The sequence below is a fragment of the Streptomyces sp. NPDC091281 genome (assembly GCF_044757425.1).
GTDB lineage: Bacteria > Actinomycetota > Actinomycetes > Streptomycetales > Streptomycetaceae > Streptomyces.
This window is the reverse complement of the sequence record NZ_JBIVUY010000003.1, coordinates 342,394-359,353: the sequence shown is the minus strand read 5'-3', so window position 1 is coordinate 359,353 and position 16,960 is coordinate 342,394. Positions and strand designations below refer to the sequence as shown.

Here is a 16,960-nt window from a genome sequence, read left to right as displayed (position 1 = left end):
CGCCCTGGACCGACGTCTCCGGACCCCCTCGGGGCTCCTCCTAGGAAGTGGCAACGAATGGCGAGCAACGAAGAGAAGCTGCGGGACTACCTCAAGCTGGTCACGGCCGACCTTCGTGAGACGCGCAAGCGTCTTCAGGACCTCCAGGAGCTGGCGGACCAGCGGCAGGAACCCGTCGCGATCGTCTCGATGGGCTGCCGCTTCCCCGACGGCGCCGACACCCCCGAGGCCCTGTGGCGGCTGCTGGCCTCCGGCACCGACGCCGTCACCCCCTTCCCCGCCGACCGCGGCTGGGACCTCGACGGCCTGTACGACCCGGACCCCGACCGGCCCGGCACCTCGTACGTCCGCGAGGGCGGCTTCGTCCACGAGGCGCCCCTGTTCGACGCCGAGTTCTTCGAGATCTCGCCGCGGGAGGCCCAGGCCATGGACCCGCAGCAGCGGCTCCTGCTGGAGACCTGCTGGGAGACCGTGGAGCGGGCCGGGATCGTCCCCGCCCGCCTGCGCGGCAGCCGTACGGGCGTCTTCGTCGGCGCCATCGCCCAGACCTACCTGCCCCGCTCCGAGGACGCCCACGCCGACCTCGGCGGGCACCTCCTCACCGGCAGCACCATCAGCGTCGCCTCCGGCCGCATCGCCTACACCTTCGGCCTGGAGGGGCCCGCCGTCACCGTCGACACGGCCTGCTCGTCGTCGCTCGTCGCCCTCCACCTCGCCGTGCGCTCGCTGCGCTCCGGCGAGTGCGACCTCGCGCTCGGCGGCGGCGTCACCGTCATGTCCGGGCCGGAGATGTTCGTCGACTTCGGACGGCAGCGCGCCCTCGCCGCCGACGGCCGCTGCAAGGCGTTCTCCGCCACCGCCAACGGCTTCGGCCCCGCCGAGGGCACCGGCATGCTCCTCCTGGAGCGCCTGTCCGACGCCCGCCGCAACGGCCACCCCGTCCTCGCCGTGATCCGCGGCAGCGCCGTCAACCAGGACGGCGCCTCCAACGGCCTCACCGCCCCCAACGGGCCCGCCCAGGAACGCGTCATCCGCGCCGCCCTCAGCGACGCCGGCCTCTCCGCTCCCGACGTCGACGCCGTCGAGGCGCACGGCACCGGCACCCCGCTCGGCGACCCCATCGAGGCCGAAGCCCTTCTCGCCACCTACGGCACGGGCCGCCCCGAGGACCGCCCGCTGTGGCTCGGCTCGGTCAAGTCCAACATCGGGCACACCCAGGCCGCCGCGGGCGTCGCGGGCATCATCAAGCTCGTCCTCGCCCTGCGGCACGGCGTCCTGCCCCGCACCCTGCACGCCGACGAGCCGTCCCCGCACATCGACTGGACCGCCGCCGACCTGCGCCTCCTGACCGACGAACAGCCCTGGCCCGCCCGCCCGGACCGGCCCCGCCGGGCCGCCGTCTCCTCCTTCGGCATCAGCGGCACCAACGCCCACATGATCGTCGAGGAGGCCCCGGCACCCACCCCCGCCGACGCCCCCGACGCCCCGGAGCAGACCGAGACCCCGACCGCGGCCGACGAGCGTCAGGCGTCAGGCATACGTCCGCTGCCCTGGACGCTGTCCGCCCGCAGCCGCGACGCGCTGTCCGCCCAGGCGGCCCGGCTCCTCGCCCATCTCGACGCGGCCCCGGACACCGATCCGGCCCTCCTCGGGCACGCCCTCGCCACCACCCGGACCACCTTCGAGCACCGCGCCGTCATCACCGGCCGCACCCCGGACGAGCTGCGCGCCGGTCTCACCGCCCTCGCCTCCGCCACGTCCCCCGCCGCCGACACCCCGCACTCCGTCACCGGCGCTGCCCGGCCCGGCGGCCGACTCGCCGTCCTCTTCTCCGGCCAGGGCTCCCAACGTCTCGGCATGGGAACGGAGTTGTACGCGACGTACCCAGTCTTCGCGGCGGCCTTCGACGCCGTCGACGCCGAACTCCCCTTCTCGCTCAAGGAGATCGTGTTCGGCGACGGCGCGGACGCCGACCCGGGCGCCGACCCGGACGGCGGCGCGGCCGAGCGGCTGAACCGCACCGAGTACGCCCAGCCCGCCCTCTTCGCCCTCGAAGTCGCCCTGTACCGCCTGGTGGAGTCCTGGGGCGTCCGCCCCGACCTGCTGATGGGGCACTCGGTGGGCGAACTGGCCGCCGCGCACGTCGCGGGCGTCTGGTCCCTGGCCGACGCGTGCCGACTCGTCGTCGCACGCGGCCGGTTGATGCAGGCGCTGCCCAAAGGCGGCGCGATGGCCGCCCTCCAGGCCACCGAGGACGAGGTCGTCCCGCTCCTCGACGGCCGGACCGACCTCGCCGTCGCCGCCGTCAACGGCCCCCGCTCCGTGGTGATCTCGGGCGCCGCCGAAGCCGTCACCGAACTCGTCGACCGCTTCCGCGCCGACGGCCGCAAGGTCACCGCCCTCCGCGTCAGCCACGCCTTCCACTCCCCGCTGATGGAGCCGATGCTCGACGCGTTCCGCGCCGTCGCCGCCTCCCTCACCTACCGGGCGCCGCGCCTCGCGGTCGTCTCCAATGTCACCGGCCGCCTCGCCGAGGCCACCGACCTGACCTCGCCCGACTACTGGGTCCGGCACGTCCGCGACGCGGTCCGCTTCGCCGACGGCGTCCGCACCCTCGCCGCGCACCGTGCCACCCGGCTGCTGGAACTCGGCCCCGACGGTCAGCTGACCGCCCTCGCCCAGGCCTGCCTGGACGACGACACGGACACCCCGTACGTCCTCACCGCCGCCCTGCGCAAGGACCGCCCCGAGCCGGAGAGCCACCTCGCCGCGCTCGCCCGCCTCCACGTCAGCGGCCTCCCGGTCCGCTGGGAGAACGCCTTCCCCGGCACCCCCGCCGTCGCCACCGGCCAGGAGCCCGCCGCCCTGCCCACCTACGCCTTCCAGCGCCGCCGCTTCTGGTACAGCGACCCCCGCGGCACCACCGGCGACCTCGGCGCCGTCGGCCTGGGCTCGGCGGGGCATCCGTTGCTGGGTGCGGCGGTGGAGCTGGCGGGTGGCGACGGGGTGGTGCTGACCGGGCGGTTGTCGGTCGGTGCGGCCGAGTGGCTGGCGGAGCATGTGGTGGGTGGGGTGGTGGTGTTCCCGGGCACGGGTTTCGTGGAGTTGGGTCTGCGTGCTGGTGAGCAGGTGGGGTGTGACCGGGTGGAGGATCTGACGGTCGCGGTGCCGTTGGTGGTGCCGGAGCGCGGTGGCGTACGCGTCCAGGTCCGCGTCGGCATGGAGGACGAGGCCGGGCGCCGCACCCTGGAGATCCACGCACGTCCCGGCGACGCGCTGGACTCCGACCCCTGGACCCTCCACGCCACCGGCACCCTCGCCGCGGCCCCGGAGTCCGGCCCCGCCGCCCCGTACGACTTCTCCGCCTGGCCGCCGCAGGGCGCGGTCGCGGAATCCGTCGAAGGTGTCTACGACCGCTTCACCGGACTCGGCCTCTCCTACGGCCCCGCCTTCCGCGGACTGAAGTCGGTGTGGCGGCGCGGCGACGAGGTGTTCGCCGAGGTCGCCCTCCCCGAGGGCGTGAGCGGCGGCGGCTTCGGCGTCCACCCCGCCCTGCTGGACGCCGCACTGCACGCCGTGCTGTTCACCTCGGTGTCCGAAGGGGGCCGCGCGCGACTGCCGTTCGCCTGGTCCGGGGTGTCGCTGTGGGCCTCCGGCGCGGACACGCTGCGGGTACGGCTGACGGTCGTCGGCGAGGACGCCGTGGCCCTGGACATCGCCGACGGCACGGGGGAGCCGGTGGCGTCCGTCGCGTCACTGACCCTCCGCGAACTCCCTGACGACCTCGGCGCCCTGAGCGGCACGGGCCGCGTCGAGCACCTCTACCAGACCGACTGGACACGGCTCCCCGCGAGCGCCAGCGCTGTTGCCGATGGCGCGGCCCCCGCACTCCCCGCTCCCGGAACCGACCTGCCGGACGCGGACCAACACCCGGTCTCGGCAGATGTGTTGGTGCGCATCGACCGACGCGACATTGAGGGCGCCGGTGATGCCGGTGATGCCGGTAGTGCGGCCGGTGCGGTGCACGCCGTTACGGCGCGGGCGTTGGAGCTGGTGCGGGGCTGGCTGGCCGACGAGCGGTTCGAGGGAGCGCGCCTCGTGATCGTGACCGAGGGCGCCGTGGGTGTGGACGGCCCGCCCGCCGCCCCGGCGCTCGCGGCCGTATGGGGTCTGGTCCGGGCGGCCCGCGCCGAGAACCCCGGCCGGTTCGTGCTGCTCGACACGGACGGCACGGCGGAGTCGTGGGCCCTGGCGCCGATGGCTCTCGCCTCCGGTGAGCCCGAGGTGGCTCTGCGCTCCGGCACGGCGTTCGCCCCCCGCCTGGGCCGGGCCGACACCGGTCGCGTCCTGCCCGTCCCGGCCGAGTCGCCCGCCTGGCGTCTCGACGTCGCCGAGAAGGGCACGCTGGAGGGGCTTGCGCTTCTGCCGGTGGTGCGGGAGGAGTTGGGTGCGGGGCAGGTGCGGGTGGCGGTGCGCGCGGCGGGTGTGAACTTCCGTGATGTGCTGAACGCGCTCGGCATGTACCCCGGTGACGCCCGTGACTTCGGTCTTGAGGGTGCGGGTGTGGTGACCGAGGTGGGTTCGGACGTCACCGGACTCGCGGTCGGTGACCGGGTGTTCGGGATGTTCTCGGGTGCGTTCGGTCCGGTGGCGGTGGCGGACGCGCGGACGGTGGCGCGGGTGCCGGAGGGGTGGACGTTCGCGCAGGCGGCGTCGGTCCCGATCGTGTTCCTCACCGCCTACTACGCGCTCACCGACCTGGGCGCGCTACGGGCGGGGGAGCGCATCCTCGTCCACGCGGCGGCCGGTGGTGTGGGTATGGCCGCGGTGCAGCTGGCCCGGCACCTGGGCGCCGAGGTCTTCGGTACGGCGAGCCGGGGCAAGTGGGACACGGTCCGGGGCCTCGGTCTGGACGACGCGCATATCGCCTCGTCGCGTGACACGCGTTTCGAGGCGGCATTCCTGGACGCCACGGGCGGCCGGGGTGTGGATGTCGTCCTGGACTCCCTGGCCGGGGAGTTCGTGGACGCGTCGCTGCGGCTGCTGCCGCGGGGTGGCCGGTTCCTGGAGATGGGCAAGACCGACGTCCGCGACCCGGAAGCGGTCGCCGCCGAGCACGACGGCGTCGCGTACCGTGCGTTCGACCTGTGGGACGCGGGCGCGGACCGCATCGGGGAGATGCTGTCCGACCTGGTCGCGTTGTTCGAGGCGGGCGCGCTGGCCCCGCTGCCGGTGACGTGCTGGGACGTCCGCAGGGCGCCGGAAGCCTTCCGCTTCCTGTCGCAGGCCCGGCATGTCGGCAAGGTCGTCCTCACCGTGCCGGTCGCGCTGGACCCGGAGGGGACGGTTCTGATCACGGGCGGTACGGGTGGTCTGGGCGCGCTGGTGGCTCGGCACCTGGTGACCGAGCGCGGCGTACGGCGACTGCTGCTGGCGAGCCGACGAGGCCTGGACGCTCCGGGTACCGCCGAACTCGTAGCCGAACTGAACGACTTGGGTGCCACCGAAGTCGAGGTCGCCGCGCTGGACGTGGCCGACCGTGACCAGCTCGCCGCACTCCTCGCCGACCGTGACCTCACCGCCGTGATCCACACCGCGGGTGTCCTGGACGATGGCATGGTCCCGGCGCTGACCCCCGGGCGGCTCGCTACGGTCCTGCGGCCGAAGGCCGACGCCGCGTGGCACCTGCATGAACTGACCCGCCACCTGGACCTCTCCGCGTTCGTCGTCTTCTCCTCCGTCGCCGGTACGTTCGGCAGCGCGGGGCAGGCCAACTACGGTGCTGCCAACGCGTACTTGGACGCCCTCGCCGCGTACCGCCGGACGGCCGGACTGCCCGCCGCCTCGCTGGCCTGGGGCCCGTGGGCGCCCGGCGCGGGCATGACCGCCGCACTCTCCGAGGCCGACCTGCGCCGGATGGCCCGCGAAGGCATGCGACCGCTCGACCCGGAGCGGGGACTCGCCCTGCTCGACACCGTGCTCACGACGGGCCCGGCCCTCGACACCGCCGCCGTCCTGCCGGCCGACCTCGACCTGGCCGGTCTCCGCAAGCGCGGTCACGACCTGCCCGCCCTGCTGCGCGCCCTCGTCCGCAGCCCCGCCCGGCGGGTCGTGGAAGCGGCGACCGGCGCCGCCGGTGCCGCCGATCTGCGGCAACGGGTCGGGGCGCTGCCGGAGGCGGAACGGGAGAAGTTCCTCCTGGACCTGGTCTGCGGACAGGCCGCCTCCGTCCTCGGCTACGCCACCGCGGCCGACGTCGACGCGGCACAGGCCTTCAAGGCCCTCGGCTTCGACTCGCTGACCTCGGTCGAACTACGCAACCGGGTGAGCGCCGCCACCGGCATGCGGCTGCCCGCCACCCTCGCCTTCGACCACCCCACACCCGCCGCCCTCGCCCGCCATCTCCTCACCGAACTGTCCGACGGCCAGGACACCGCGCCCGCCGTACCGGGCCTGCCCGCGCCCACGGTCATCAGCGAGGACCCGGTGGTCATCGTCGGCATGGCGTGCCGCTTCCCCGGCGGTGTCGCGTCGCCGGAGGATCTGTGGCGGTTGGTGCGGGAGGGCGGTGACGCGATCGGCGGGTTCCCGACCGACCGCGGCTGGGACCTCGACGACCTCTACGACCCCGAGCCCGGCCGGGTCGGCCACACCTACGTCCAGCGGGGCGGATTCCTCTACGACGCAGCCGAGTTCGACGCCACGCTGTTCGGGATCTCGCCGCGCGAGGCGCTTGCGATGGACCCGCAGCAGCGGCTGCTCCTGGAGACCTCCTGGGAGGTGTTCGAGCGGGCGGGCATCGCCCCGGCCGCCCTGCGCGGCTCCCGCACCGGCGTCTTCACCGGCGCCATCACCCAGGACTACGGTTCCGTCCTGCGCGCCGGGGAGCACGACTCCGACGGCTACCTCCTCACCGGCTCCACGGGCAGCGTCGCCTCCGGCCGTATTTCCTACACGTTCGGGTTCGAGGGTCCGGCGGTGACGGTGGATACGGCGTGCTCGTCGTCGCTGGTCGCGCTGCATCTGGCGGCTCAGGCGCTGCGTGCGGGGGAGTGCGATCTCGCACTGGCCGGTGGCGTCACGGTGATGTCGGGGCCGGAGATGTTTGTCGAGTTCTCGCGTCAGCGGGGGCTCGCGGCGGACGGGCGCTGCAAGGCGTTCTCGGACGGTGCGGACGGGACGGCGTGGGCGGAGGGTGTGGGTCTGCTGCTGGTGGAGCGGCTGTCGGATGCCCGTCGTAATGGGCATCGGGTGCTGGCGGTCGTCGCGGGTTCGGCGGTGAACCAGGACGGTGCGTCGAATGGTCTGACGGCGCCGAACGGGCCGTCTCAGCAGCGGGTGATCCGTGCCGCGCTGGCCTCGGGTGGGCTGTCGGTGGCGGATGTAGACGCGGTGGAGGCGCACGGTACTGGGACGCCGCTCGGTGACCCGATCGAGGCGCAGGCGCTCCTCGCCACGTACGGCCAGGACCGCGAACAGCCCCTGTGGCTGGGCTCGTTGAAGTCCAACGTCGGACACACGCAGGCCGCCGCTGGTGTCGGCGGTGTCATCAAGATGGTCATGGCGATGCGCGAAGGCGTGCTGCCGCGCACCCTGCACGCCGACGAGCCGTCCTCCCACGTCGACTGGTCGGCCGGGGACATCCGGCTGCTGACCGAGAGCGTGCCGTGGGAGCAGGTCTCGGCGGACCGTCCCCGGCGGGCCGGTGTGTCGTCCTTCGGGATCAGCGGCACCAACGCCCACGTCATCCTGGAGCAGGCGCCCGACGCCGCCGGGGCTCCCGACCTGGGGCAGACGCCCGGCCGGGCGGATGCTCCTGACCTGGCCGGAGCTGTCGGCTCCGACGGTGAGACCGGTGGCGGTGTCCTCCCCGTCGTCCTGTCGGGTGCGGGCGCGGCGGCGGTGCGGGCGCAGGCCGAGCGGTGGCACGCCTGGCTGACCGGGGACGTGGGGGAGCGCGTGGGGGTGGCCGAGGTGGCTCGGGCCGCCGCGACGACCCGGAGCGTGCTGGACCACCGTGCGGTCGTCCTGGCCGCCGACCGTGCCGGGCTGCTGAGCGCCCTGCGCTCCCTCGCCGACGGCTCGGACGCCCCGGACGCTCCGGACGTCGTGCACACCGCCGAGGCGCGGGCCGGGAAGACGGCGCTCCTCTTCGCCGGGCAGGGCGCCCAACGCCTCGCCATGGGTAGTGAGTTGTACGCGACGTACCCCGTGTTCGCGGCGGCCTTCGACGCGGTCGACGCCGAACTCCCCTTCGATCTCCAGGAGATCGTCTTCGGCACGGACGGAGACGACGACGCCGACCGGCTGAACCGCACCGAGTACGCCCAGCCCGCTCTCTTCGCGCTCGAAGTCGCCCTGTTCCGGCTGCTGGAGTCGTGGGGTGTGCGGCCGGATGTGCTGGCGGGGCATTCGATCGGTGAGATCGCCGCCGCGCATGTCGCGGGCGTCTGGTCGCTGGCCGACGCCTGCCGACTGGTCGTCGCGCGGGGCCGGTTGATGCAGGCCCTCCCGGCGGGCGGTGCGATGATCGCCGTCCAGGCCGCCGAGGACGAGGTGCTCCCGCTTCTCGACCCGGCCGCGCCGGTAGGCGTCGCGGCTGTCAACGGCCCCCGCTCCGTGGTGATCTCGGGCGCCGCCGAAGCCGTCACCGAACTCGCCGACCGCTTCCGCGCCGACGGCCGCAAGGTCACCGCCCTGCGCGTCAGCCACGCCTTCCACTCCCCGCTGATGGAGCCGATGCTCGCCGACTTCCGGAAGGTCGCCGAGGGGCTGACGTACGGACGTCCGAAGCTGCCCATAGTGTCCACCGTGACCGGGGCGACCCTGACGGCGGACGAAGTGACCTCCCCCGACTACTGGATCCGGCACGTCCGGGAGACCGTCCGGTTCGCCGACGCGGTCCGCGTGCTGGCGGGCCAGGGCGTCGGCCGGTACCTGGAGCTGGGCCCCGACGGCACCCTCACCGCGCTCGCCCAGGGCGCCCTCGACGACCCCGGCACGGCCCTCTTCGTCCCGGTACTGCGCAAGGACCGTCCCGAGGCGGCCGCCCTGCTCGCCGCCGTCGCCGCACTCTTCACCCACGGCGCCCAGGTCGACTGGCGGGCCGTCGTCCCGGCCGGGGGCGCGCGCACGGCCGCCGTCGAGCTGCCGACGTACGCCTTCCGGCGCAAGCGGTTCTGGCCCGAGGGCTCCGGCAGGCCCGGGGACCTCGCCGCCGCCGGACTCGGCACCGCCGCCCACCCGTTGCTCGGTGCCGCCGTCCGACTCGCGGGCGGCGGAGCCCTGTTGACCGGGCGGCTCGCCCTGCGCACCCACGCCTGGCTCGCGGATCACTCCGTCCTGGGCGCGGCCGTCCTGCCCGGCACCGCGTACGCCGAACTCGCCCTGCGCGCCGGGGAACTCGTCGACTGCGCCGCCGTCGAGGAACTGACCCTCGCCGTGCCGCTCGTGCTGCCCGCGTCGGGCACGGTCCGGCTCCAGGTCACCGTGGCGCCCGCCGACGGCGACGGCCGCTGCGGCGTCGAGGTGCACTCGCGGCCCGAGGACGCCCCCGACGACACCCCGTGGGTGCTGCACGCATCCGGCGTACTCTCCCCGGACCCGGCTCCCACCGACGTCCGGGCGGCGGCCGAGTTCGCGCACTGGCCGCCGCGCGACGCCGAACCCCTCCCGCTGACCGGCGTCTACGACCGCTTCGCCGCCGCCGGACTGACCTACGGGCCGGTGTTCCAGGGGCTGCGGTCGGTGTGGCGGCGCGGCGACGAGGTGTTCGCCGAGGTCGCGCTGCCCGAGGAGCACGAGACGATCGCCGCCCGCTGCGGCGTGCACCCGGCACTCCTCGACTCCGCCCTGCACGCGGCGCTGTTCGGGCCGCTCGGCGCGGACGGCGCCGGACGGGTGCCGTTCTCCTGGAACGGACTCACCCTGCACGCCTCCGGGGCCCGCGCCCTGCGCGTCCGGGTCGCCCCCGCAGGGACCGGCGCGGTCTCCGTGCACCTCGCGGACCCGGCCGGGGAACCGGTCGCCTCCGTCGCCTCCCTCGCCCTGCGCGCGGTACCCACCGAGCTGCCGACCGCCCCGGCCACCACCCCCGCCGACGGCTTCACCTACCGCCTCGACTGGACCCCGGCCGCGACGGACACCCCGGACGCACTCCGGAACGGCACGGACGCCCCCGGCGTCGGCACGGACACCACCGCCCTCCCCGCCGGAACCGCCCCCCGCGCCGTGCTGCTCACCGACCACGCCCACCCCGACCACGGCCACCACGGTGTGCCCGCGCGGACCTGGGCCGAGCTGACGCGTGCCGTGCACGACGGCGAGCCGCTCCCGGAGACCGTGCTGCTGCCCTGGAGCACCCCCGCGGACTCCGTCCTGGACGGGTCCGCCGCGACGGCCCACGCGGTCACCGCCGCCGCACTCGCCTTCCTCCAGGAATGGCTCGCCGCCGAGGAGTTCATCGGCGCCCGGCTGGTCGTCGTCACCCGCGGCGCGGTCGCCGCGACCCCCGAGGAGACCCCCGACCCGGCACTCGCCGCCCTCTGGGGGCTCCTGCGTTCGGCCCGCAGCGAGAACCCCGGCCGCATCGCCCTCGCCGACCTCGACGACACCCCCGAGGCCTGGGCCACCCTGGTCGCGTCGCTGACCCGGCCGGACGGCCCGCACACCGAACCCGAACGCGCCGTCCGCGCCCGCACCGTCCTCCTGCCCCGGCTCGCCCCTGCCCCGCTGCCCACCACCCCGGCCCCGACCGGCCCCGCGGGCAGCGCCCCGGCCGACCCCGACCCGGAGAGCACCGCGCCCACCTGCGACCGCGTCCGCCTCTCCGACGGCACCGTCCTCGTCACCGGCGGCACCGGCGGCCTCGGCGCCCTGGTCGCCCGGCACCTGGCGGCCACCCACGGCGTACGGCACCTCCTCCTGGTCGGCCGACTCGGACCCGACGCCCCCGGCGCCGCCGAACTCACCGCCGCACTGGCCGAGTCGGGCGCCGAGGCGACCCTCGCCGCCTGCGACGTCGCCGACCGGGGCGCGCTCGCCGCGCTGCTGGCGGCGATCCCGGCCGACCGGCCGCTGACCGGCGTCGTGCACACCGCGGGCATCGTCGACGACGGCGTCCTCGCCTCCCTCACCGAGGAGCGGCTGCACGCCGTGGCCCGCCCCAAGGCGGACGCCGCCGAACACCTCGACGCCCTCACCCGCGACCTCGACCTCGCCGCGTTCGTCCTGTTCTCCTCGGTCTCCGGCACCCTCGGCGGCCCCGGCCAGGCCAACTACGCCGCCGCCAACGCCTACATGGACGCCGTCGCCCAGTGCCGCCGCCACCTCGGCCTGCCCGCCGTGTCCCTCGCCTGGGGCCCCTGGGCACCCGGCGCGGGCATGACCGCCCAGCTCACCGAGGCCGACCTGCGCCGCATGGCCCGCGGCGGCGTCCGCCCCCTCGACGCCGCGCAGGGCCTCGCCGTCCTGGACGCCGTCCTCGCCGCACCGCACGAGGACACGGCGCGGGCGGACGCCGTACCCGCCGCCGCGCCGTTCCTGCTGCCCGTGCGCCTCGACCGGCGCGCCCTGCGCGAGCTGCCCGAACCGCACCCGCTGCTGCGCGGCCTCACCGGCCTGCCCGCCCGGCGCACCGCCCACGGCGGCGGTCACGTCACGGGCGCGGACGGGCTGCCCGCCCGCGTCACCGCCCTCCCGGCCGCCGAACGCGAGGCGTTCCTGGTGGAGTTCGTGCGCGGACTGGCCGCGCAGGTCCTCGGACACGCCTCCGCCGCCGAGGTGGAGGCCGCCCAGGCGTTCACCAAGCTCGGCTTCGACTCCCTGACGTCCGTCGAACTCCGCAACCGGGTCAACGCGGCGACCGGACTGCGGCTGCCCGCCACCCTCGTCTTCGACCACCCCTCGCCCGACGCCCTCGCCCGCCACCTGCTCACCGCGCTCGCCGGTGACACCGCCGACCCGCACGGCACCGCCCCCGCCCGGCGGGCCGCGACCGACGAGGACCCGGTCGTCATCGTCGGCATGGCCTGCCGCTACCCCGGCGGCGTCGAATCGCCCGAGGACCTGTGGCGCCTGGTCAGCGAGGGCGGCGACGCCATCGGCGACTTCCCCACCGACCGCGGCTGGGACCTCGACGGCCTCTACGACCCCGAGCCCGGCAAACTGGGCAGGACCTACGTCCGGCGGGGCGGTTTCCTCTACGACGCCGCGTCCTTCGACGCCGGACTCTTCGGCATCTCCCCGCGCGAGGCCCTGGCCATGGACCCGCAGCAGCGCCTCCTGCTGGAGGTGTCCTGGGAGGTCCTGGAGCGCGCCGGACTCGACCCGACCGGGCTGCGCGGCAGCCGCACGGGCGTCTTCGCGGGCGTCATGGGCCAGGACTACCACTCCTGCCTCCGCGACGCCGCCCACGACTCCGACGGCTACCTCCTCACCGGCAACACCAGCAGCGTCCACTCCGGCCGCATCGCCTACACCTTCGGCCTGGAGGGGCCGGCCATGACCGTCGACACGGCCTGCTCGTCGTCGCTGGTCACCCTGCACCTGGCCGCCCAGTCGCTGCGCGCGGGCGAGTGCGACCTCGCCCTGACCGGCGGTGTGATGGTGATGTCGACGCCCGACACCTTCGTCGACTTCAGCCAGCAGCGCGGCCTCGCCCACGACGGCCGCTGCAAGTCCTTCGGCTCGGGCGCCGACGGCACCGCCTGGTCCGAGGGCATCGGCATGCTCGTCCTGGAGCGGCTGTCCGACGCCCGCCGAAACGGCCACAAGATCCTCGCCGTCGTCGCCGGGTCCGCCGTCAACCAGGACGGCGCGTCCAACGGCCTCACCGCCCCCAACGGGCCCTCCCAGGAACGCGTCATCCGCGAGGCCCTCTCCGGCGCCGGGCTCACGTCGGCCGACGTCGACGCCGTCGAGGCGCACGGCACGGGCACCCCGCTCGGCGACCCCATCGAGGCCCACGCCCTCCTCGCCACCTACGGCCAGGACCGCGAACAGCCCCTGTGGCTCGGCTCGTTGAAGTCCAACGTCGGCCACACCCAGGCCGCCGCCGGAGTGGGCGGCGTCATCAAGATGGTGATGGCGATGCGGCACGGCGTGCTGCCCCGCACCCTGCACGCCGACGACCCGTCGCCGTTCGTCGACTGGACCGCCGGGGACATCGCCCTCCTCACCGAGAACGTCGACTGGCCCCAGCCGTACGGCCGTCCGCGCCGTGCCGGGGTCTCCTCCTTCGGCATCAGCGGCACCAACGCCCACGTCGTCATCGAACAGGCCCCCGAACCGGCCGCCGACCCCGCGGGCCCGACCACCGTCATCACCGACGGCACGGCCCCCGACGGCACGGCCCCGCACGGCACGGCCACGGACGGCACCGACGCTCAGGCCGCCGCCCCCGCCGAGCTGCCCGTCACGCCCGTCGCCCTCTCCGCCGCCTCCCCGGAGGCCCTGCGGCAGCAGGCGGAACGCCTCTGGGCCCACGTCGACGCCGACCCCGGCCTGCGCCTGGCCGACCTGGGTCTGTCCACCACGCTCCGCCCCTGGCTGGACCACCGTGCGATGATCCTCGCGACCGACCGCGCCGACCTCCGGCGGGCCCTGCGCGCCCTCGCCGCCGGGGAGCACGACCCCGCCGCACTCACCGCCGACCAGGTCCGCCCCGGACGCCGGCTCGCCTTCCTCTTCGCCGGACAGGGCTCGCAACGCCTCGCCATGGGAGGCGAGTTGTACGCGGCGTATCCCACCTTCGCCGAGGCCTTCGACGCCGTCGACGCCGAACTCCCCTTCGACCTCCGGGAGATCGTCTTCGGCGACGGGGCAGGCCCTGACCCGGACGGGAACGCGGCCGACGCCACGGACGGCGGCGCCGCCGAGCGGCTGAACCGCACCGAGTACACCCAGCCCGCCCTCTTCGCCCTCGAAGTCGCCCTGTACCGGCTGCTGGAGACGTGGGGCGTCCGCCCGGACGTCCTGATCGGCCACTCAATCGGCGAGATCGCCGCCGCACACGTGGCCGGGGTGTGGTCGCTCGGGGACGCGTGCAAGCTGGTCGCGGCGCGGGGCCGGTTGATGCAGGCGCTGCCGGAGGGCGGTGCGATGACGGCGCTCCAGGCGTCCGAGGACGAGGTGCTGCCCCTTCTCGACGCGGACCGTGTCGGGATCGCGGCGGTCAACGGGTCGCGATCGGTGGTCGTTTCGGGGGAGGCGGACGCGGTCGAGGAGGTCGCCGCGCACTTCCGCGCCCTGGACCGCAAGGTGACCGCCCTGCGGGTCAGCCACGCCTTCCACTCCCCGCTCATGGAACCCATGCTCGCCGAGTTCCGGACCGTCGCCGACAGCCTCACCTACGGCCGCCCGACGATCCCGCTCGTCTCCACGGTCACCGGCGTACCGGTCACCGCCGAGGAACTGGCCGACCCCGCCCACTGGGTGGAGCACGTCCGCCGCCCGGTCCGCTTCGCGGACGCCGTACGCGGCGCCGACGCCTCCTGGTGGGTCGAACTCGGCGCCGACGGCACCCTCACCGCCCTCGCCGAGAACTGCCTCGACGGCGACGGCCGCCTCCTCACCCCCACCCTCCGCAAGGACCGGCCCGAACCCGTCAGCCTGGCCGCCGCCGTCGCCGCGCTCCGCCTGCACGGCGCCCGCGCCGACTGGCAGGCCCTGTACGCCCCGGCCCGCGCCACCGTCGTCGACCTGCCGACGTACGCCTTCACCCGCGAGCGGCACTGGCCCGAGGGCATCCGCCCGGTCGGCGGCACCGCCACCGCCGCCGACGAGCGGCCGGACGCCCGGTTCTGGACGGCCGTCGAGCACGGCGACAGCCGGACCCTCGCCGACTCCCTCGGCGTGCCCGCCGAGACCGTCGACGGACTGCTGCCCGCCCTGTCCGCCTGGTGGCGCGGACGGCAGGAGCGGTCCCGCGTCGACGACTGGCTGTACACCCCCGCCTGGAAGCCGCTCGGCGCGGTCTCCGGCGGGGCGCTGCCCGGACGCAGGCTCGCCGTCCTGCCCGCCGCCCTCGCCGACGACCCGTGGTGCGCCGCCGTCCTCGACGGCCTCACCGCCAACGGCGCCGAACCGCACGTCGTCCTGCACGAACCCGACGACGACCGGGCCGCCCTCGCCGCCCGCCTCACCGAGGCCGCCGCGGACGCCCCCATCGCCGGGGTCCTGTCCTTCCTCGCCCTCACCGGAGCGGACGGCGGCGACCCCGCCCCGGTCCCGGCCGGGCCCGCCGCCACCGCGCTGCTCCTCCAGGCCCTCGCCGACGCCGCCGTCACCGCGCCCGTGTGGGCGCTGACCCGCGGCGCCGTCGCCGTCAACCGGTCCGACGCGGCACCCGACCCGGACCAGGCCGCCGTCTGGGGCCTCGGCCGGGTCGCCGCCCTCGAACACCCCGACGGCTGGGCCGGACTCGCCGACCTCCCCGGCACCCTCGACCGCCGCACCCTCGGCCGCCTCGCCGGCGTCCTGACCGGGCGGACCGGCGAGGACCAGGTCGCCATCCGGGCCACCGGCGTCTTCGGCCGCCGCCTGGACCGTACGGCGCCCGCCGCCCTCGACGCGGGCTGGCGGCCCTCCGGCACCGTCCTGATCACCGGCGGCACCGGCGCCCTCGGCGCCCGCGTCGCCCGCCGGGCCGCCGAGCAGGGCGCCGACCACCTCGTCCTGATCAGCCGCCGAGGACCCGACGCCCCCGGCGCCGACCGGCTGCGGGCCGACCTCGCCGCCCTCGGCGCCCGCGTCACCGTCGCCGCCTGCGACGCCGCCGACCGGGACGCCCTGACCGCCCTGCTCGCCGCACACCCCGTGGACGCCGTCGTGCACACCGCGGGCGTCCTCGACGACGGACTCGTGCACGCCCTCACCGCCGACCGGTTCGCCGCCGTCCTGCGCGCCAAGGCCGTCGCCGCCCGCAACCTGGACGAGCTGACCCGCGACCGCGACCTCTCCGCGTTCGTCCTGTTCTCCTCCTTCGCGGGCGCCGTCGGCTCACCCGGCCAGGGCAACTACGCCGCCGCCAACGCCTTCCTCGACACCCTCGCCGAACGCCGCCGCGCCGCAGGCCTGCCCGCCGTCTCCCTCGCCTGGGGACCCTGGGCGCAGGACGGCATGGCCGCCGACGGCGACGTCGAGGAGTACCTGCGCCGCCGCGGCCTCACCGCCCTCGACCCCGACCTCGCGCTCGTCGCCATGGAACGCCTGGCGGGCGGCGGCGACCCGGCCGCCGTCGTGGCCCGCGTCGACTGGGCCCGGTTCGCGCCCGCCTTCGCCGCCGGACGCCCCGCGCCGCTGCTCGCCGACCTCCCCGAGGCCGGGGCCGCCCTCGCCGACGCGGCGTCCGGCGCGGGCGCCGACGCCCTGCGGCGCAGGCTCGCCGGACTCGGCGCCGACGAGCGGACCGCCACCCTGGTGGACCTCGTCCGGGAACAGGCGGCGGTCGTCCTCGGCCACGCCCGCCCCGACGCCGTCGACCCGACCCGCGCCTTCCGCGAGGCCGGATTCGACTCGCTCACCGCCGTCGAACTGCGCAACCGGCTCGGCGCGGCCACCGGCCAGAGCCTCCCGGCCACCCTGGTGTTCGACCACCCCGCGCCCGTCGACATCGCCCGCCACCTGGACTCCCTCCTCGGCCCCGACGACGCCGACGGACCGGGCGGCGGGGTCGTCGCGGAGATCGGCCGCCTGGCCGGCATCCTCGCCGCCGAGCACGGCACCGCCCCCGACACCCGCACCGAGATCACCGCCGCCCTGCGCGGCCTGCTGGCCCGCTGGACCGGCGACGGCACCCCCGAAGGGACGGACGACGACATGAGCGGACCGGACGACCTGGCGGAACTCGACGAGGCGACCGACGACGAGATGTTCGACCTCATCGACAAGGAACTCGGGATCTCCTGACCCCGGACACGGGGGCGGGACCGTTCACGGCAATTTCGCGAGCGCGAGGAAG

At 75.7% G+C, this 16,960-nt stretch carries 1 protein-coding gene and 1 pseudogene; both read left to right on the top strand.

What is annotated here, in order from left to right; translation table 11 throughout:
• Positions 1-57: 57 nt before the first annotated feature.
• A pseudogene (locus tag ACIQPQ_RS09860) lies at positions 58-111 on the top strand (polyketide synthase docking domain-containing protein); the annotation flags it as partial.
• A gap of 39 nt (positions 112-150) precedes the next feature.
• The gene (locus tag ACIQPQ_RS09855; RefSeq protein ID WP_401302674.1) at positions 151-16,908 is read left to right on the top strand and encodes a type I polyketide synthase; all 16,758 of its coding nucleotides are present in this window, start codon (positions 151-153) and stop codon (positions 16,906-16,908) included.
• Positions 16,909-16,960: the final 52 nt, after the last annotated feature.